Genomic DNA, 18004 nt, shown 5'->3' with positions numbered 1-18004 from the left:
ACTTCCTATTGCCAAAGCCTAAAAAAAATTGAAGGCCGCTGATAAAAATCAATAGCCGCATCCCTTATCGGACAAGGATTTGAGCCTGGTTTTGCCTGAACCATAGCCTGGAGTATAGTTGCTTGACAACACCCGATATCCAAAGCCGGGTATCCGAGGAAAATCATGCAACTGCAACTCAACCAGAGCTATGTCTTGGTGTTGGATAAGCCGTCCGACGAACTTCGCAGACTAGAGTCTCAGCTTGCTCGGTTGCACTGTCCTGTTGTGGTGACAAACTCAGCCGTGCAAATGATGCTGCGAGTGAGCCAGTCGCCGCCGTCTCTGGTGATTTTGGTGGGGGGCGATCGCCGCTGGTCTGAGGTGCTAGTCAAACAGCTCCGCAACAACGCCAACGCCCGCCACACTACCATCGTCACGCTGACCGATCACCATGCGCCGAGCTGGCTGCACCAAGAAGAAAATCCGGGCTTTGATGGATTTCTAGTCAAGCCGCTCACTGCCGATGTGCTGATGTCGCTGGTGCAGTCGGCCTGGGCGCGACAGAGCGTTGGCTCCGCCAGCTAGTCCGACCTCGATTCGATTCACCAAATGGATCTGAACTTAGCCTTCAAGCTCTTGCTTGGCGCGATGCTCTAGCCAGGTGGGCAGGGCGATCGCCGCACAAAACAGCAGCAGCGCCACCACTGCAAACTGACCCACCAGCGCCACCAGCTGCTCCAGTGGAACAAGCTTGCCAACAAAAAAGGCAAGCGTGACCATGACCGATGCCCAAGACAGCGCCCCAATCAAATTGCACAGCAAAAACTTGGGATAAGGCATCTGAGCAATGCCTGCCAGCGGCCCGGCAAAAATTCGCAGCAGCGCCAGAAACCGACCAAAAATGACTGCTCTCGCGGCATTTTCGCTAAATTGCTTGCGGATTGCCAGCAGCCTGGGTTCCTCAATGCGAAAGACGCGACCCACCCGCACCAGCAGCGGCCAGCCGCCAAAATACCCAATCCAATAGCCAAAATTGTCCCCCAGCACAGCCCCGGCCGTGGCACTGGCCAACACCAGCCAGTAATCTAGCTCATCGCTGCCTGCCAAAAACCCGCCCACCAGCGTAATTGTCTCACCGGGCAGCGGCACGCCTGTATTTTCGAGCATAATGCCCAAAAACACGACCCAATAGCCATACTCATGTGCAAGATTTTCCAGGGCCTCTAGCGATAACAGCTCAAGCGACATGAGGGAAGCCTTCACAAAGATTTACGAATACTCTTTTGATCTTCACTTAAGCGGGAGAGGGTGTCAATGATTAAGAAAATCCCCCCGTTTCCCAGTGCGATAGGAGTTCGGGGGGATAGCCGGAGGATTTAGTTCAGCCTTTAGGTCGGTGAGATCCCAACTAGACAGTGTTGGCTATCCCGTTAGATCTCAACCTAAACATCACACAGTGTCATCGTTTCTAGCCGTAGTCGCTGCAAACCTGCAAGTCAAGAGATGCCCTACGCAGCAGCCTAGAATCGATAAGCTGCACCCACTTGCAGGCTCACAGCAGCGTCGTTGCTGTTTCGGTATGCATCAAAGCCCACCTTCGCGTCACCGTAGAGGACGATGTTGCGACGAATCGCGGCTTCTACACCCACCGTGGCCACCGGAGCGCTGCGATCGCCCAGCGGAGTCGATTCGCCCTCTTCGGTGACAAAGGAGTAGCCGCCGCCGATGTAGAGGTTGGTGCCAGGTGCGATGCCGATGTCATACGTCACTAGGGGCATTAGCGCCGCCGAATCGCTAATCAGGGCTGCGCCGCGCACCGAGATCGGAGCCACAGGCACGTCAAACCGCCCTTGAACATTTGCCCCGAAGGACGTGTCGCCAGCGGCATCTTCGGTCACACCCGCAGCAATACCTGCGCCAATGTAGCTACCAGACATCTGGGCCGAAGCAGGGCTGGCAGAAAACAGCATGGGAACCGCAGCAACAGCCGACAGAGCAGAAACGGTAGCAATCGATTTCAGAGAGAGTTTCATAGGTTTTCCCATCCCAAAAACGTACAAGAGAGCGCAAAAATCCGACATAAATGCAAACTGCACTTATGGTGAATTCGGACCAGGTAATCGAATCAGAGTCGCTTCATGCTCGACCATAGACCTGAGATAAAAGATTTCTCAAAAAGGCGCTTTCGCACCTCTTTCAATCTCAGTCTGATGGCATCAAGAGCAGGTGAATTGCAGGTTCTGGTTTAAAGAATTCGTCTATGTCTTAAAAGTTCCTTAGACTTAGAAAGAATCCTTTAGCACCTGAACTATCTTAGTTATAGAACTATAAAATGAGCGATCGCCCCATCTATGTTTCGCTAATTAAACTGTCACAAGTCTGAGCGCGATCGCCAAACGAAAATTAGCTTCCAAGGCTTGTCACCATCGTCTAGGCGCATCTATTCAAAGATATAAATAACCAAAACTGACAGCTTAAAAGTCTTGCTAAAAGACGAATAAACTTACATCTGTTCCCGGAATGAAAGGTCGCAATTGTCTACGCAATCATCTATCTGACGCAAGTGAATAGAAGGATGGAAATCTTATGAGACGTATGAGTAAAAGGTACACCAGTCGGTTTAGAGGAGGCAGGCATTCCTCCAAAATTTAAGACCGTCCTTTTCTTATTCCCTACTCCTTTCTATTTTATCTATCGGCGCAATCGGGAGGATTGATCTGACTTGCGTTTTGCAGTCCACCTGATGTCTAAGAATTGCCCGCAAGATTCTGCCAGTTTCATAAGAATTAGCGCTGTCGGAACGCTACTCGGAACGCTACGTTGGCAGCAGTGGGCTGCAATCCTCGCTCGAAACGATAAAAGGGGCGATCGCTCTCTGACTCGTGGGGAGGCGACGGATACCTGACATTCTGCTAACATCCTGAAACAACTGGTTTCTTGAGTCCAACCCTCTATCTATACCCTCCTACCCCTGATCAACATGAAGCGGCGATCGCTCCTCATTGGCTCTGGCAGTGTAGCGCTTGCGGCCCTGCTGGGCGGATGTCGCCGCCGCGACAACGGGCTGCGGGTGTTGTTTCTCGAAGACTCGGTGCCGCCGCAGGTCTTGAAGGCATTTCGCAGCGCCCTGAGGCAACCGCTGCCGCTCAGCTTTGTGCCCCGTCCGCAGCTTGCCAGCATCTTTGAGCAGTTGCAAACCTGGCAAACGGTGGAGTCGTCGCAGACGGCCGACTTGGTAACAATGGGTGATGCGTGGCTAACGGAGGCGATCCAGCAAAAGCTGATTCAGCCGCTGGAGATGTCGTCTATTCCCGGCTGGGAGCGCGTGCCCAAGCCCTGGCAGGATTTGGTAACGCGCGATCGCCAGGGTGCGCTGAGCGCTACGGGTCTGGTGTGGGGTGCGCCCTACCGCTGGGGCAGCGTGGCGATCGCCTTTCGCAGGGATAAGCTAGACCCCCTGGGCTGGCAACCCCAAGACTGGGCAGACCTGTGGCGGCCGGAGCTAGCCGGAATGCTGTCGCTGCCCGATAGCCCGCGCACGGTGTTGGGGCTGGTGCTAAAGAAACTGGGGCGCTCGGTTAATGAATCAAACCTGGAGACCGTTCCCAATTTGCAGGATGAACTGGCTGCCCTCGACCGCCAGACTAAGTTCTACAGTTCTACCGATTATTTGCAGCCGCTGCTGATCGACGACACCTGGGCCGCCGTGGGCTGGACGACCGACATTCTGCCCGTGATGCAGGGCGACCCGCGCATTGGGGCGGTGATTCCCGCGTCGGGCACGATGCTGTTTAGCGATTTGTGGGTGCGTCCAGCGCGATCGCCCTCTACAGAGTCCAATCCGGGGGCGATCGCCGAATCTGCGCTGGCCCAGTGGATCGACTTTTGCTGGCAGCCGGAGACTGCAACCCGCCTGTCGCTGCAAACGGCCGCTGCATCGCCCATTTTTGCGCTGGATACATCGGACTTGCCTGCGGACTTGCGAAACCGTGAGCTACGGCTGCCTGCCGAGTCCATTTTGCAAAAAAGCGAATTTCTATTGCCGCTGTCGCCCGCTAGCGCTGCCCAATTTCGGCAGGCGTGGTCGGCGTTGCCGCGGCAGGCGTGGATCGACCCGTCAGCCCAGCAATCCCGTCGGAACGCAGCATAATGTCGCAGTCTCGCTGCCCCTCTGCCTGGCCCAATGCCACGCCCGAAAAATTGCACAGATAAGCCGCCAGCAGGTTACCCTGGCGGTCAAAGACGCGGGTGCTGTAGCCATAGGTGCTGGCAGACGCGCCAAATTGGTTTACAAACGTGTAGCGCTCCATATAGTTATAGATGCTCCACACTTGCGGGTTGACGACGAGTTCCACCCGCTGGGGCGAGTCTTCGCGGGCGGGATAGACCAGCCAAGTTTCCAAAAGCTGTTCGCCAAACTGGTCACGCACCCACCACAGACTGGGCAGCGTCAGTCCTTCCTGAGAAATCGTGTTCGCGGTAATCATTCCTGGATCGGGCAAAACTGCGCCGGGTTGCGCCAGCGATAAATCCGGGGGTTCGCTCAGCAGCAGACGGGTCATGTCGTCGGAGGCTGCCGCTGCTGTGCGGGTTGCTGCGGGTGCGTCGGACTGGGGAGCCGCGTGGACGGCGATCGCCCCACCCATCAGCCCTGCAACCAGACCCACGCTCAACCCTGTTCTTGCACCAACAGACATCCAGTGCGATTGGCGAAGCGATCCCTGGGGAAATCGCCCATTTGCCCGTCTATTTGCCATTTTCATGGTTTGCTCCAAGTGCCTCATGACCTACCGCTGACGGGTCCTTGTGTCCGCTGGTTAGACGTGACATCAGCCAGTGCGACATCAGCCAATGCGGCATTAACCCACTAGAACAAGCCAGCCAGGGTTCGGCTTTCCTGACTTGCGGTTGTCAACTTTTCCTATGAATTTTCCCTATCCTCACCTAAACCGATTTAATCGGCAAGTCCAGGAAAAATAGATCATCCAATCGGATGATCCAGAGTCAGAGTCCGAATGAACCAAGCCGCGACCCGACGGAGCGATGGGCGATTTTCTTAACATCCCTTAAGATTACTAGAATACGTCTTAGAGAAATGGGAACTCAGGAGCAGCAGCGTCATAACCAGTGCCTCGTCTGTTTGGGTGGCTGTCTTTCGGCGGCGCTTCTGAGTCTTCGTGAGTCCATCGGTAAGGTCTGTCGGTAGGGTCTGTTTCTCTAGGCTCTTTTCCCAAGCTCTCTTCGATTTTTATCCTCAAACTCACCCTCTGCTGCTGTCTATGTCGCCTGAAACTTTGACCAATTCTCAAGTGTCGATGGATAACGCTGGCTCAATTTCAAACGGCGAGGTCGCCGGAACACTGTCCACAGGGATAGAGAACAGCGCAGAGGCAGATGGCAGGCAATCGGGCGATTCCCGCAGGGGTTGCTTCGCGAATCGCGCTGACCATGCAGAGGTCGATGGGGTTACGGCTGCGGATAACTTTGTGCAGCGGCATATTGGGCCGTCGGAGGCAGAGGTGCAATCCATGCTGGCGACGCTAGGCTTGGGGTCTTTGGCAGAACTAATCGACCGGGCCGTACCCACGGCTATCCGGCTCCAGCAGCCGCTGAACTTGGGAGAGGGGCAGAGCGAGTATGAGTTGCTCAAGGAACTGAGGGCGATCGCCGCTCAAAATAAACTCTTCCGCTCCTTCATCGGCATGGGCTATCACAACACCATTACGCCGCCGGTCATTCAGCGCAATATTCTGGAAAATCCTGGCTGGTATACGCAATACACGCCCTACCAGCCCGAAATCGCGCAGGGTCGCCTGGAGGCGCTGCTGAACTTTCAGACGATGGTGATCGACCTGACAGGGCTGGAAATCGCCAACGCCTCGCTGTTGGACGAAGGCACCGCCGCCGCCGAAGCGATGACCCTCAGCTATGGCCAGCACAAGGGCAAGAGCAAGACATTTTGGGTGTCGGAAGCCTGCCACCCGCAAACGATCGAGGTGGTGCAAACCCGCGCCCGGCCGCTAGGCATCGACGTTTTGGTGGGCGACCACCGCACGTTCGATTTTTCCACGCCCGTCTTTGGCGTGCTGCTGCAATATCCGGCGACGGACGGCGCAATTTACGACTACACGGCATTTATTGAGCGGGCGCATGAACAAGGGGCGATCGCCACGGTTGCCGCCGACCTGCTCAGCCTGACGCTGCTGAAACCGCCGGGAGAATTTGGTGCAGATATTGCCGTCGGCAGCACCCAGCGCTTTGGCGTGCCCCTCGGCTATGGCGGCCCCCACGCGGCCTACTTCGCCACTAAAGAAGCCTTCAAGCGGCAGATTCCGGGTCGCCTCGTCGGCGTATCCAAAGACGCGACGGGCCAGCCCGCCCTGCGTCTGGCCCTGCAAACCCGCGAACAGCACATCCGCCGTGACAAGGCTACTAGCAATATCTGCACTGCCCAAGTGCTGCTGGCCATCATTGCCAGCATGTATGCCGTCTACCACGGCCCAGATGGACTGAAGCGCATCGCCACCCGCATTCACCAACTCACCTGCGTCCTCGCCGAAGGCCTAAAGGCGCAAGGCTACGAACTGGGGAGCGAACCCTTCTTTGACACGCTGCGGGTGACGGTGCCCGATGCTGAGAAGCTCATGGAGCGGGCGATCGCCCACCAGATCAACCTCCGCCGCATTAACCCCACCACCCTCGGCATCAGCCTCGACGAAACCACCACCCCCGCAGACCTCCAGGATCTCCTCCAAGTCTTCGCCCCCAGTTCCCCAACGCCTTCCCTGCCGAATGCCCCTCACGTCAGCGCTGCGGAGCAAAACCCTCAGATCCCCAGCCCCCTCGCCCGCACCAGCCCCTACCTCACCCATCCCGTCTTCCACCGCTACCACTCCGAAACCGAACTCCTCCGCTACATGTATCGCCTCCAGCTTAAGGACTTGTCCCTAGCCACGGCGATGATTCCCCTCGGCTCCTGCACCATGAAGCTGAACGCCACCTCCGAAATGCTGCCCGTCACCTGGGCGGAGTTTGGCCAGCTTCATCCCTTTGTGCCGCTGGATCAGGCCCAGGGCTATCAAGTCCTGTTCCAGCAGCTTGGGGACTTGCTCAAGGAAATTACGGGTTTTGCGGGTATCTCACTCCAGCCGAATGCAGGGTCCCAGGGCGAATACACCGGGCTGCTGGTGATTCGGCAATATCACCTGAGTCGGGGCGAAGCACATCGCAATGTCTGCCTAATTCCCGAATCGGCCCACGGCACTAACCCCGCCAGCGCCGTGATGTCCGGCATGAAGGTGGTGCCCGTCGCCTGCGACAGCGAAGGCAATATCGACGTGGCGGATTTGCGAACCAAGGCAGAGAAGCACCAGACCGATCTAGCGGCGCTGATGGTGACATATCCCTCTACCCACGGGGTCTTTGAGGCGGCGATTCGAGAAATTTGCGACATTGTTCATGCCTACGGCGGCCAGATCTACATGGACGGCGCCAACATGAACGCCCAGGTGGGATTGTGTCGTCCGGCCGACTTTGGCGCAGATGTATGCCATTTGAACCTGCACAAGACCTTCTGCATTCCCCACGGCGGCGGCGGCCCCGGCATGGGCCCGATTGGCGTAGCGGCGCACTTGGTTCCTTTCTTGCCCAGCCATCCCGTCGTGCCGATGGGCGGCGAAAACAGCGTCGGCTCCGTCTCTGCTGCGCCCTGGGGCAGCAGCAGCATCTTGCCCATTTCCTGGGTCTACATCCGCCTGATGGGCACGGCTGGGTTGACCCGCGCCACCCAGGTCGCCATCCTCAGCGCCAACTACATTGCTAAGCGGCTGGAGGGACATTACTCCGTGCTGTATAAGGGCGAAAACGGGCTGGTGGCCCACGAGTGTATCCTCGACCTGCGCCAGTTTAAGAAGACGGCTGGTGTGGAGGTGGAAGACGTTGCCAAGCGGCTGATCGACTACGGGTTTCACCCGCCCACCATGTCCTGGCCCGTGGCGGGGACGATCATGGTAGAGCCGACCGAGAGCGAGTCGCTGGCAGAATTAGATCGCTTCTGCGATGCGATGATCGCCATCCGCGAAGAAATCCGCGAGATCGAAGACGGCAAGGTTCCCCAAGACAATAACTTGCTGAAAAATGCGCCCCACCCTGCTGCCATCTTGCTGAGCGACGAGTGGAACCGCCCCTACTCGCGGGAGCAGGCTGCCTACCCAACGGCGTGGACTCGTGAGAACAAGTTCTGGCCTGCCGTAGGACGCATTGATAACGCCTATGGCGATCGCAACCTAGTCTGCTCCTGCCTGCCCATAGACGCTTATTAGATCCATTATTAGATCCATCGCGCCATCGAATGGGGGAATTTTAGATTGGGGATTTTGGATTTTGGATTGAGGGAATGCCCTGCCAAAACCCAAAACCCAAAACCCAAAATCGCCCTTATCTGTTCTTACTCATTCGCGCTGGGGTTACTCCGTACTTCACGGTGCAGGTAGCGCAGCACTTCGCCGGGGCGACCGTCGAAGACGATGCCGTGGGGCGGAAATTCCAGGGCGTGGGTCCACTCGAAGCATTCGGCATAGCGGAGCAGGTGCAGCCGGTCGATGGCCAGTTGCGCGTCTTCGGGCAGGCCGATGATGCAGTGGCGCAGGCGGCGACGGTGGGGCAGTTCGCAGGTGAGCGGGGGCAGCGAAAACTGGGTCGCCTCCGAAAATGGGGACGACCAGGTGTATTGAACTGTCAGCATTTGGGGTTTCCTCCTTGGAAACGAGGTAGGGAAACCCCGAAAAGATGGCCGCCCAAACGACGCAAAGCAGGTTTCAAGGCGGCCATACAATAGGCAAAGCCCTGAGACAGCTATTCCTGTCTTGGGGTCAGGCGTTGGTAGGTGTTGGCGCATCTACCAATGCCGTAAACGACGAACCGGCCAAATTTTCGGGGAGTGAAGATAAGCTGCGTGTTGGAAAAATTACAGCTTGATGGACGATTGTAGTAGATACCCCTGATCGGCGCAAGCAAAATTTTGCTACGGAATGTGAAGGGGTCTGGCATCCGCTTTTTGCGCGAAATCGCTCGATGCGTGGCTCTAGATGGGACGCTTTTTTGAAGGTTTGCATTCTAGATTCGCAGCGAAACTCAACATTGCATTACAGTTTGCAATCTGTCTTTCTAGGAGAGTGCTTTAATAAATCTGTGAACTGCTGTGAATTGCTGTGAATTGAACTGTTGCTTTGCTGTGCATGTCGGCTGTCCTGACGCATTCCGCTGAACTCACCGTGGACTCTAATCTTTCGTCGATTCCCTCCAGCGTAGATACCAGCGACAACTTGCCCCGCGAGGTGCGGGTTGCTCAGCTTCGCAATACTGTCGAAACGCTGCAAATGGCCGATGCGATCGCCAGCAGTGGTTATCTGATCACCAGCGCCGAACTGGCCGACCTGATGGATGTCAACGCCAGCGCCGTCACCGGGCGGGGCGATCACTGGGTCTGGCGCAACTGGGTCGTCTCTCGCGTGCGCCGCGAAGGAAACCAGATTCTCTGGCAGCTAGAGCGAGTCGATTAGCCGCTGAGCGTTTAGGTTTGCTTAGGGACTTCAAGCCCCTCTTTCTCCCCGCCTCCCGACTGGGAGCAGGGGTTGGGGGGTGACAGCAGATTGAACGTTGCACATGGCGCCGTAACACGACACGTCATTACACGGCCAGGAATTGCTGGATCACGTCATTACTGAGTTCGCTAGTCGGGCCAGAGGCGACAATGCCGCCCTTTTGCATAGCGTAGTAGCGGTCGGCCTGGCGCACGAAATGCAAATGCTGCTCCACCAAAAGAACCGAAATCCCTGTGGAGGCAACGATCTGGCGCACGGCATTTTCGATATCCAGGATGATCGAGGGCTGAATGCCTTCGGTGGGTTCGTCCAGCACCAGGAGTTTGGGCTTGCCCATGAGGGCGCGGGCGATCGCCAACTGCTGCTGCTGCCCACCCGACAGGTCGCCGCCCATCCGATCCAGCATGGTCTTTAGGACGGGAAACAGGTCGTAGATATAGTCGGGAACCTGGTTGGTACTGCGTCCTGCCTTGTCTGCCCTTGCTTCGCGCCCCAGGATCAGATTTTCCTGCACCGTCAGCCGGGGAATCACCTCGCGCCCCTGTGGGACGTAGCCAATGCCCAGCCGCGCCCGCTGGTCGGGAGTCCGTTCTAAGAGCGATCGCCCATCGAACGTGATATTCCCACTGCGCGGCTTTAGCAGACCCATGATGGTCTTCAGCAGGGTCGTCTTGCCCACGCCGTTGCGCCCAATCAGGCACACCATCTGCCCCCGCGGCACCGTGAGATCAACATTCCGTAAAATATGACTCTCGCCGTAATACACATTCAGCCCCGATACGCGGAGCATCGCGTCATCAGCAACGGCGGGCGTTTCGTAGGCGACAGCAGAGTTGGTTTGGCTCATGATGGCAGAGGGAAAGGATAACAGAGTGTTGGAATGACGAGAGTTGGAATGACAAGATATTGCCGTATTGGAACACCTGCTTCCTGCGCTACACGCCTTCGACAGCCTCTAGCAGTTCCTCAGTGTCTTCCAGGCTAATGGGGCCGTCGGCGTGAATTTCTTGACCCAGGTAAACCTCAATAACGCGGGGGTCAGACTGCACCTCGTCGATGGTGCCTTCACAGAGGACAGAACCCTGGTGCAGCACCGTAACCGTGCCTCTAGCAATTTGGCGAACGAATTCCATGTCATGTTCGATCACGATGATCGAGTGGCTCTCCGCCAAGGACAGAAGCAGTTCACCCGTGCGTTCCGTTTCTTCGTCCGTCAGTCCGGCCACGGGTTCATCCACCAGCAGCAAATCAGGGGATTGCGCGACCAGCATCCCAATTTCTAGCCACTGCTTTTCGCCGTGCGACAGCAGATTCGCTTTCATGTCCGCTTTGTGTGACAGACCAATGGTTTCCAGCAGTTCCGCCACCGTTCGCCGCTCAGCGTTCAGCGTCTTGCGAAATAGAGTGTGAATGACGGACTTTTGGCGGTTGGCGGCTAGCTCTAGGTTTTCGCGGGTGGACAGGTTCAGGTACACTCGTGGCGTTTGAAACTTCCGCCCCACGCCCATCTGCGCGATTTCATGCTCAGCGTAGGGACGCAGATTCCGACCTTTGAATCGTACCTGTCCTTCGGTGGGCTTGGTTTTTCCCGTAATGATGTCGAGAAAGGTCGTCTTGCCTGCACCGTTGGGGCCGATGATGACGCGCAGTTCCCCCTTATCGAGGCTGAAGTTAAGATGATTGAGGGCTTTGAACCCGTCAAAGCTGACGGTCAGGTCATCAATCTCCAAGATTTTTTCGTTCATATTCAACCTCTGGGTCTTCTTCTAAGCTGGGGTAAGTAGACAGTCGTGTTTGCCCAGTGAGTTGCTTATAGAGGTTTACGCCGCTCGTGCGGAGCCAGCCAATGATGCCACTCGGCAACAGCAGCACCACCAGCAAAAACAAGCCACCCTGGAAAAACAGCCAAAAATCAGGAAACTTTTCACTCAGCAGGCTCTTGGCCAGGTTCACAACCACTGCACCCAAAATTGCGCCTACCAGCGTTGCGCGGCCACCGACTGCAACCCAGATCACCATTTCGATCGAGAAGGCAATGTTCATCGTGTTGGGCGACACAATTCCCGATTGCAGCGTGAATAGGGCACCCGCGATTCCAGCCAGCGCACCAGACACGGCAAACACCAGGATCTTGAACCCCGTTGGGTTATAGCCTGTAAACCGAACGCGACTTTCATCATCGCGGATGGCCACGAGGAGGCGACCAAACCGACCGCTGGTCAGCCATCGACAAAGGGCGTAGGCCGCCACAACAAATAAGATAGTGACAATGTAGAGAATGTATTGCGTCCGGTTGTCCTTCACGGGCAGCCCAAAGACCGATCGAAAATCGGTCAAACCGTTGGTTCCGTTGAACAGCTTTTGCTGACCATTGAAAAAGTTGAAAAAGATGATTGTTGCGGCTTGCGTCAGGATGGAGAAATACACGCCGCGAATCCGGTTTCGGAAGATGACGTAGCCCAGCAGTCCGGCAATGATGGCGGGAATAACGGCGATCGCCATCATAGAAAATGGCGCAGAGTAAAACGGTCGCCAGAACCAGGGCAACTCGCTGACTCCATAAAGCGACATGAAATCTGGAAGCCCGCTTCCTGGCGGCTGGGGCAACTTCAGGTGCATAGCCAGGGCGTAGCCGCCCAGCGTGAAAAAGATGCCATGTCCCAAGCTAAGTAACCCAGTGAAGCCCCAGATTAGGTCGATGCCGAGGGCGACGATGGCTAGCGCCAAGAATCGACCCATCAGGTTGAGGCGAAAGGCGGAAATCATCCAGGGCAGCGCGAAGATGAGGAACAGGGCGATCGCCGCTACGATGGCAATTTCTATCAAGAGCGATCGCCGCTTTGCCAGGTTTACGGTGCGATTGGGAACAAAAGTGTCAACGGCCATGAGGATTGCTCAGGTAACGGCAACATGAATGGGTGCAGGGCTAAACAAAATCGGATCGCTAGGCATCCACCGTGCGTCCTTTCTGCGGGAACATCCCCGCCGGACGAAACTGGAGAAATAGGACGATTAGGGCAAACACCATCACCTTGGCCATGCTAGTGGTCGCAAAAAAGGTGAAAAAGTCCTTGATAAACGGGATATTGGTCAAGTTTGCCAGCATTCCGGTGCCAATGATGTAGTCCGTGATGCCAATTGCCATCGCGCCGACAATCGTGCCAATGAGTTTGCCCACGCCACCCACAACCACCACCATGAACGTATTCACGATGTAATTTTGTCCCGTGTTGGGGCCAACAGAACCCAGCAGGCTGAGGGCGCATCCGGCAATGCCCGCCAGTCCCGACCCCAAGGCAAACGTGAGTGCGTCCACAGTGCGAGTGGGAATGCCCAGACAGGCGCTCATGTTGCGGTTTTGGGTGACAGCGCGAATTCGCAGCCCCCAGGCGGTGCGGTTCAGAAACCAGTAGACCCCTAGCACACACAGCACCGTCAGCACCATGATGAACAGGCGCGTGTAGGGAAGTTGGTAGTTGCCGAGGGGAATGCCGCCACGTAGCCAGGCCGGTGCAGTCACGTCTTTGTTTTGTGCGCCAAACCAAGGCTGTGTCACAGCTAACCCATAGGTTCTGGCGAGGACGTTGCCCGCCATAAGGGCGATCGCCCCCGACAGCGCCAGCAGCAGCGCTGTGACCCAGCCTTTCACCCGGTCAAAATCAGGACGACGCTTCGCAAGCCACTGTCCACCAAAGTACAAAATGCAAAATAGAGCCAAGCCAAACACCAGCACCCAGTTCACACTGCGAACAAACTGCTGCAAAATCAGGCTCACGCCCCAGGTGGCTAGAAGTGTTTCCAGCGGTCGCCCGTAGAGATAGCGAATCACACCCCGCTCTAGCAGCAGCCCCACCAGCGCCGCAACGACAAACGCCGCAATCAGTGCAAAGAAAATATAAACCTCAAACAGCGGCCCACCGATTGCTCTGAACGCATTCTGCACCACGAAGGTCGTGTAAGCGCCAAGCATCATTAGCTCGCCGTGGGCCATGTTGATCACGCCCATCAAGCCAAACACAATCGCCAATCCCAGCGCCGCCAGCAGCAAAATCGAGCCGATGCTGACTCCGTTAAAAATACCGTCCAAAATACTTGCAACCACAGGCTCTCTCCCAGTGAGTCAGCAACAGGCAACAGGTCACCCATAACCGAGGTAAGTAAGGAATTTCCCGCGGGCACGGCCCGCGAGAAATCTGAGAAATCAGCTACCCAACCTCTAGATCTTGAACTTCCCTGGATCATCCACGTCAGTTCTCGTCCAGTCGCAGGCAAAGCCCTTAGTCTCCGCAACGTACTGGTTCCAGGGCACTGGATCGACTGGGGCGGGCGTGGAATAGACGATTTCAAACAGACCGTCATCCCGCACTTCACCAATCCGAACCGTCTTGGAAATGTGGTGGTTGGGGAACATCTCACCGGGGCCGTGGGGGCGCGGCAAATTCTTGACCGTAGGCGGCAGAGCGCACTGCTTCTAGATCAGTCGGTGTGCCTTCAGAACCGGCCTTTTCAACTGCCTGCTTCCAGATGTTGACAGAGATGTAGCCCGCTTCCATCGGGTCGTTGGTCACACGGTTGTCGCCATACTTGGCTTTGAAGGCGTCCACGAACTTCTTGTTTTCGGGCGAATCGACCGTCATGAAGTAATTCCAGGCAGCCGCATGACCCAGCAAGTATTCCTTGCCGATCGCCTGCACTTCCTCTTCCGCAATACTCACCGACATCGTGGGGTACTTGTCGGGCGTGAGACCTGCGCCTTGCAGTTGCTTGAAGAAGGCGACGTTGCTGTCACCGTTCAGCGTGTTGTAGATGACACCACCGTTGGGCAGCGCCGAGCGGATCTTGGCGATGATGGGCGCAACTTCGGTGTTGCCCAGGGGCAAGTAGTCTTCGCCAACAACGGTGCCGCCTTTCGCTTCGACCTGGGCTTTGATAATCGTGTTAGCCGTGCGGGGAAACACGTAGTCTGAGCCAACCAGGTAGAACTCTTTGCCTTTGTTTTCCAACAGCCAGTCTACCGACGGCTCGATCTGCTGGTTGGGGGCTGCACCCGTATAGAAAATGTTTTTGGAGCATTCCTGCCCTTCATACTGCACCGGGTAGAACAGCATGTGGTTCTTTTCTTCAAACACAGGCAGCACGGCTTTGCGGCTGGCAGAAGTCCAGCAGCCAAAGATGACGACGACTTGATCTTGCTCGATCAGCTTACGGGCTTTTTCAGCAAAGGTCGGCCAATCCGATGCACCATCTTCGATGATGGGCACGATTTGCTTACCCAAAACGCCGCCAGCCGCGTTGATTTCGTCGATGGCGAGCAGGGTGGAATCGACCACTGACTTCTCAGAAATTGCCATCGTGCCGCTGAGCGAGTGTAGAACACCCACCTTGATGCCGTCGCCCGTTGCGGCCGGGGAAGCAGCCGGAGAGGCATCCGCAGCGGGGGAACTTGCCGTAGTGGTAGTAGAGGGGGCACAGGCCTTGAGCAACATACTGGCTCCGAGTGCGGCGGAGCCGTAGACCATAAATTTCCGACGACCAAATAGCCTTGTCATGCAACACGTCTCCTCATTCGAGGGGGCGAAATGAACGAATAATCATACTAGGGTGTGATGTTAGGTCTGGAGACGGTCGTTAATTGTGCCCTAGACTACAAAACGGGTCTTCTTAAGTTTTTATAAATATAAATCTGATTTCAGACCTTATCTCAGATTTTGGATGGGTTGACAGGTGCGGTATCTGCATCTGGGTTGCGGTCAACAGCGGCTTCGGCTGAGGCTTTTTCGGCTGGGTCTTTTCGTAGAGCAGAAACGTCCCAGGCGCGATCGCCCTCGTCTCGTCGATCTTCTGCATCGGTCTGCAAGATGCGCTCTAAATCTTCTGCCAACTGGCGCGATCGCGCAATCAGGGCGGTGTCGTCGCCTTCCATCGCAGCCACATCACGTAGCGCCGCTTCATCGTGCTGCTTAAAGATCTGCGCTGCGCGGTGGGCCCGATAGGCCCGCATTCCCATAAGTTTCAGTGCTTCCACGCCCAGATCCAGCGCCGAGCTAAAGGTTTCCCGCTGGATCACGTCTACGCCGCTGCGGATGAGTTCGTAGGCATGACGGCGATCGCCCGCCCGCGCCAGAATCTTCAGGCGGGAAAAATGCTTGTGCGCCAACTGCACAATCTCCCGCATTTTTTCACGATCGTCGATCGCCAGCACCAGCAGCCGAGCCTCTGCCGCCCCCGCCGCGTGCAGCAAATCCAGCCGCGCCGCATCGCCATAAAACACCTTCCAGCCAAAGCGTCGCAGCAGGTCAATCTGCGCCGGGTTATGCTCTAGCACAGTGATGCGATAGCCATTGGCAATCAGCAAGCGCCCAACGATTTGCCCAAACCGCCCAAACCCGACGATGATCGCCGGACTATCCGATTCATCAATTTCATCGGCCTCGCGTTCTTCGGTCGGCGTTTCAAAGTGGGGCACAATCAGGCGATCATAGGCAATCATCATCAGGGGCGACAGCAACATCGACAGCGCCACCACTGCAATCAAAATCCCCGCCAGATCTTCTGTCAGCACTTTGGTTTGCGCGGCAAAAGAAAACAGCACAAAGGCAAACTCGTCGCCCTGCACCAGCGAAAAGGCAAACAAAAGGCTCTGACTCAGCGCCAGCCTAAACAAGTTGCCCAACCCCACCAGCACGCCACATTTGAGAACTGTAATGCCCGCGATCAGCCCCGCGATTAGCATCGGCTGTGCCAGGATCAGGTTGAAGTCGATGCTGGCCCCGACGGAGATGAAAAACAGCCCCAGCAAGAGGCTTTGAAACGGCTCGATCGTGCTCATCAGCTCGTGGCGATATTCACTCTCCGCCAGCACCACGCCTGCTACAAACGTGCCCAGTGCAGGCGACAAGCCTACCGTCTGCATCGCCAGCGTGATGCCCACCACAAGCAGCAGCGCCGTCGCCGTGAAGCTCTCCCGCAGGCGCGTCGCGGCGATGAAGCGAAACACCGGCTGCATGAGAAACCGCCCGCCCAGGATAATGCCGCCAACCGTGCCGATCACCAGCAGGGTTTGCTGCCAGCCCGCCAGGGTGCTTGCTGCCGAAACGGTCTGTTGAGTCATAGCGGGCGGAGCCGCCGACAGCAGCGGCAACAGCGCCAGGATAGGAATTACCGCCACCGCCTGGAATAGCAGCACTGCAAAGGCTGACTGGCCACCCTCGGTTTTCATCAGACCGCGCTCGTTCAGGGTTTGCACGCCGATGGCGGTGGAGGAGAAGGGGAGGATGAGAGCGATCGCCATTGCCATTTTCCACGACAGCCCCACCAGCATCGCCAAGCCCGTAATCAGCAGCACGTTTGCCACCATCTGCAACCCGCCCAGCCCCACGATCGGCACCCGCAGCCGCCACAGCAAATCGGGCTGAAGCTGCAACCCCACCAAAAACAGCATCATCACCACGCCAAACTCGGCGAAGCGCATGACATCTTGCCCTTCTTGCCCCACCAGTCCCATGACAAACGGGCCGATAATTACGCCCGCAATCAGGTAGCCCAGCACCGACCCCAGCCCCAGCCGCTTGGAAATGGGCACCGACAGCACCGCCGCCATCAGGTAAATAAACGCCTGAAAAAATAAGCTACTGTCCATGCTGGGCAATCTCCGCAGGTTGCATCGCTTGAGGCAAAACTTGGGGCAAAATTTGCGTCAAATAGGCGTTGAGGGTTTTTTGTTGCAGTAGCGTGGGCCAGTCCACCGTGCCGTCCCGCAATGCCACCAGCGCCATCCGATAAGCCTCGGCATAGGGCGCAATCTGGTCAGAGGCTCGCAGTTGGTGTGTCCCCGTGATCACAAACGGCGGCAGATAGTCCATGCCGCAGAGCCGCGCCGTCTGCTCAAAGGGCGTGAGCAATTCCCGAATCGTGAAATAGTTGTGTCCCTGCCGACAATAAGCCTTTTCGCTGCCGCCTGTGGTGATTGCCGAAAGAAACTTTTTGCTCCGCAGCGCCGTGCCGCCCTGCCCATAGGCAAAGCCATATTCCAGCACCAGGTCTTGCCACTCTTTGAGAATGGCGGGGCTGCTGTACCAGTAGAACGGATGCTGGAACACAATAATGTCGTGCGATCGCAGCAAATCCTGTTCGAGCTTCACGTTGATGTGAAAGTTGGGATATTGCTCGTAGAGATCGTGCAGGGTGATGGAATCGAGTCCCTGCACCGCGCGAATCAGTTGACGATTGACCCGCGACTTTTCTAGTGCTGGATGCGCGAACAAGATCAGAATACGGTTTGGGTTGCCCATGCGCTTTACTGAGGAAGGCTATCGATTCTAGGGCAATCTTAATCTTAAAAAGAATCTTAAGAAGCAACGGCTTCGTTTGATGGAGCATTATTGCAGCCGAATTAGCATTAGGGCGCAACGTCCCGCTGT

The 18004-nt window shown here is 56.5% G+C and carries 14 protein-coding genes and 1 pseudogene; 4 read left to right on the top strand and 11 right to left on the bottom strand.

From position 1 onward, the window contains the following. Positions 1-165 precede the first annotated feature (165 nt). A complete protein-coding gene (locus O77CONTIG1_RS09990; RefSeq protein WP_068510234.1) occupies positions 166-567 on the top strand; it encodes a two-component system response regulator in 402 nt (133 codons plus the stop codon). A 36-nt stretch (positions 568-603) separates the two neighbouring features. Here the strand turns inward: O77CONTIG1_RS09990 and O77CONTIG1_RS09985 are convergent, their stop codons facing one another. Together O77CONTIG1_RS09985 and O77CONTIG1_RS09980 are read right to left on the bottom strand one after the other, a co-directional pair. Next, a complete protein-coding gene (locus tag O77CONTIG1_RS09985) occupies positions 604-1230 on the bottom strand; it encodes a DedA family protein (protein WP_068510232.1) in 627 nt (208 codons plus the stop codon). Between the two features lie 272 nt (positions 1231-1502). Continuing rightward, positions 1503-2015 carry a histidine kinase gene (locus O77CONTIG1_RS09980; protein WP_068510227.1) on the bottom strand — a complete coding sequence of 171 codons (513 nt, stop codon included), beginning with the start codon at positions 2013-2015 and terminating at the stop codon, positions 1503-1505. Positions 2016-2962: 947 nt separating this feature from the next. Here O77CONTIG1_RS09980 and O77CONTIG1_RS09975 point away from each other — a divergent pair. Then, entirely contained in the window at positions 2963-4132 is a 1170-nt protein-coding gene (locus O77CONTIG1_RS09975; RefSeq protein WP_068510225.1) for an extracellular solute-binding protein, read from the top strand. On the opposite strand, the gene O77CONTIG1_RS09970 is transcribed toward O77CONTIG1_RS09975, so the two are convergent. Continuing rightward, positions 4038-4745 (bottom strand): hypothetical protein, encoded by a 708-nt coding sequence (locus O77CONTIG1_RS09970; RefSeq protein ID WP_156435130.1) that lies wholly within the window; start codon positions 4743-4745, stop codon positions 4038-4040. The two genes, O77CONTIG1_RS09975 and O77CONTIG1_RS09970, sit on opposite strands and share 95 nt — an antisense overlap. A gap of 516 nt (positions 4746-5261) precedes the next feature. Between O77CONTIG1_RS09970 and gcvP the strand changes: the two genes are divergently transcribed. Continuing rightward, positions 5262-8303, top strand: a complete 3042-nt coding sequence (gene gcvP / locus O77CONTIG1_RS09965; protein WP_225894734.1) for an aminomethyl-transferring glycine dehydrogenase — start codon at positions 5262-5264, stop codon at positions 8301-8303. A gap of 125 nt (positions 8304-8428) precedes the next feature. Here the strand turns inward: gcvP and O77CONTIG1_RS09960 are convergent, their stop codons facing one another. Then, a complete protein-coding gene (locus O77CONTIG1_RS09960) occupies positions 8429-8725 on the bottom strand; it encodes a hypothetical protein (RefSeq protein ID WP_068510219.1) in 297 nt (98 codons plus the stop codon). Between the two features lie 493 nt (positions 8726-9218). On the opposite strand from O77CONTIG1_RS09960, the gene O77CONTIG1_RS09950 reads away from it, so the two are divergent. Next, positions 9219-9542 (top strand): hypothetical protein, encoded by a 324-nt coding sequence (locus O77CONTIG1_RS09950; protein ID WP_068510215.1) that lies wholly within the window; start codon positions 9219-9221, stop codon positions 9540-9542. A 127-nt stretch (positions 9543-9669) separates the two neighbouring features. Here O77CONTIG1_RS09950 and urtE read toward each other — a convergent pair whose 3' ends face one another. The 7 genes and pseudogenes from urtE to O77CONTIG1_RS09915 form a co-directional block, all read right to left on the bottom strand. Continuing rightward, a complete protein-coding gene (gene urtE / locus O77CONTIG1_RS09945) occupies positions 9670-10431 on the bottom strand; it encodes an urea ABC transporter ATP-binding subunit UrtE (protein WP_225894733.1) in 762 nt (253 codons plus the stop codon). Positions 10432-10519: 88 nt separating this feature from the next. Beyond that, on the bottom strand, positions 10520-11329 hold the full coding sequence (gene urtD / locus O77CONTIG1_RS09940; RefSeq protein WP_084782474.1) for an urea ABC transporter ATP-binding protein UrtD: 810 nt from the start codon (positions 11327-11329) through the stop codon (positions 10520-10522). Beyond that, positions 11304-12470, bottom strand: coding sequence for an urea ABC transporter permease subunit UrtC (gene urtC / locus O77CONTIG1_RS09935; protein WP_068510213.1), 1167 nt, complete (start codon positions 12468-12470; stop codon positions 11304-11306). The genes urtD and urtC overlap by 26 nt, the downstream gene beginning before the upstream one ends. A 58-nt stretch (positions 12471-12528) precedes the next feature. Further along, entirely contained in the window at positions 12529-13686 is a 1158-nt protein-coding gene (locus O77CONTIG1_RS09930; protein ID WP_068510211.1) for an ABC transporter permease subunit, read from the bottom strand. A 114-nt stretch (positions 13687-13800) separates the two neighbouring features. Beyond that, positions 13801-15070, bottom strand: a pseudogene (gene urtA, locus O77CONTIG1_RS09925) (urea ABC transporter substrate-binding protein). Positions 15071-15285: 215 nt separating this feature from the next. After that, positions 15286-17223: a monovalent cation:proton antiporter-2 (CPA2) family protein gene (locus tag O77CONTIG1_RS09920; RefSeq protein ID WP_068510209.1), complete on the bottom strand. Its 1938-nt coding sequence runs from the start codon at positions 17221-17223 to the stop codon at positions 15286-15288. Continuing rightward, positions 17213-17875, bottom strand: a complete 663-nt coding sequence (locus O77CONTIG1_RS09915) for an NAD(P)H-dependent oxidoreductase (RefSeq protein ID WP_068510207.1) — start codon at positions 17873-17875, stop codon at positions 17213-17215. The genes O77CONTIG1_RS09920 and O77CONTIG1_RS09915 overlap by 11 nt, the downstream gene beginning before the upstream one ends. Positions 17876-18004 lie beyond the last annotated feature (129 nt).

It is taken from the genome of Leptolyngbya sp. O-77 (assembly GCF_001548395.1).
Taxonomy (GTDB): domain Bacteria; phylum Cyanobacteriota; class Cyanobacteriia; order Elainellales; family Elainellaceae; genus Thermoleptolyngbya.
This window is presented reverse-complemented; position numbering and strand designations above follow the sequence as displayed.

What these genes read in the sequence shown, in the direction of transcription:
- O77CONTIG1_RS09990 (WP_068510234.1), top strand. Translation starts at nt 166, where the DNA reads ATGCAACTGCAACTCAACCAGAGCTATGTCTTGGTGTTGGATAAGCCG.
- urtC (WP_068510213.1), bottom strand. Translation starts at nt 12,470, where the DNA reads ATGGCCGTTGACACTTTTGTTCCCAATCGCACCGTAAACCTGGCAAAG.
- gcvP (WP_225894734.1), top strand. Translation starts at nt 5,262, where the DNA reads ATGTCGCCTGAAACTTTGACCAATTCTCAAGTGTCGATGGATAACGCT.
- O77CONTIG1_RS09970 (WP_156435130.1), bottom strand. Translation starts at nt 4,745, where the DNA reads ATGAAAATGGCAAATAGACGGGCAAATGGGCGATTTCCCCAGGGATCG.
- urtE (WP_225894733.1), bottom strand. Translation starts at nt 10,431, where the DNA reads ATGAGCCAAACCAACTCTGCTGTCGCCTACGAAACGCCCGCCGTTGCT.
- O77CONTIG1_RS09960 (WP_068510219.1), bottom strand. Translation starts at nt 8,725, where the DNA reads ATGCTGACAGTTCAATACACCTGGTCGTCCCCATTTTCGGAGGCGACC.
- O77CONTIG1_RS09975 (WP_068510225.1), top strand. Translation starts at nt 2,963, where the DNA reads ATGAAGCGGCGATCGCTCCTCATTGGCTCTGGCAGTGTAGCGCTTGCG.
- O77CONTIG1_RS09915 (WP_068510207.1), bottom strand. Translation starts at nt 17,875, where the DNA reads ATGGGCAACCCAAACCGTATTCTGATCTTGTTCGCGCATCCAGCACTA.
- O77CONTIG1_RS09980 (WP_068510227.1), bottom strand. Translation starts at nt 2,015, where the DNA reads ATGAAACTCTCTCTGAAATCGATTGCTACCGTTTCTGCTCTGTCGGCT.
- O77CONTIG1_RS09950 (WP_068510215.1), top strand. Translation starts at nt 9,219, where the DNA reads ATGTCGGCTGTCCTGACGCATTCCGCTGAACTCACCGTGGACTCTAAT.
- urtD (WP_084782474.1), bottom strand. Translation starts at nt 11,329, where the DNA reads ATGAACGAAAAAATCTTGGAGATTGATGACCTGACCGTCAGCTTTGAC.
- O77CONTIG1_RS09920 (WP_068510209.1), bottom strand. Translation starts at nt 17,223, where the DNA reads ATGGACAGTAGCTTATTTTTTCAGGCGTTTATTTACCTGATGGCGGCG.
- O77CONTIG1_RS09985 (WP_068510232.1), bottom strand. Translation starts at nt 1,230, where the DNA reads ATGTCGCTTGAGCTGTTATCGCTAGAGGCCCTGGAAAATCTTGCACAT.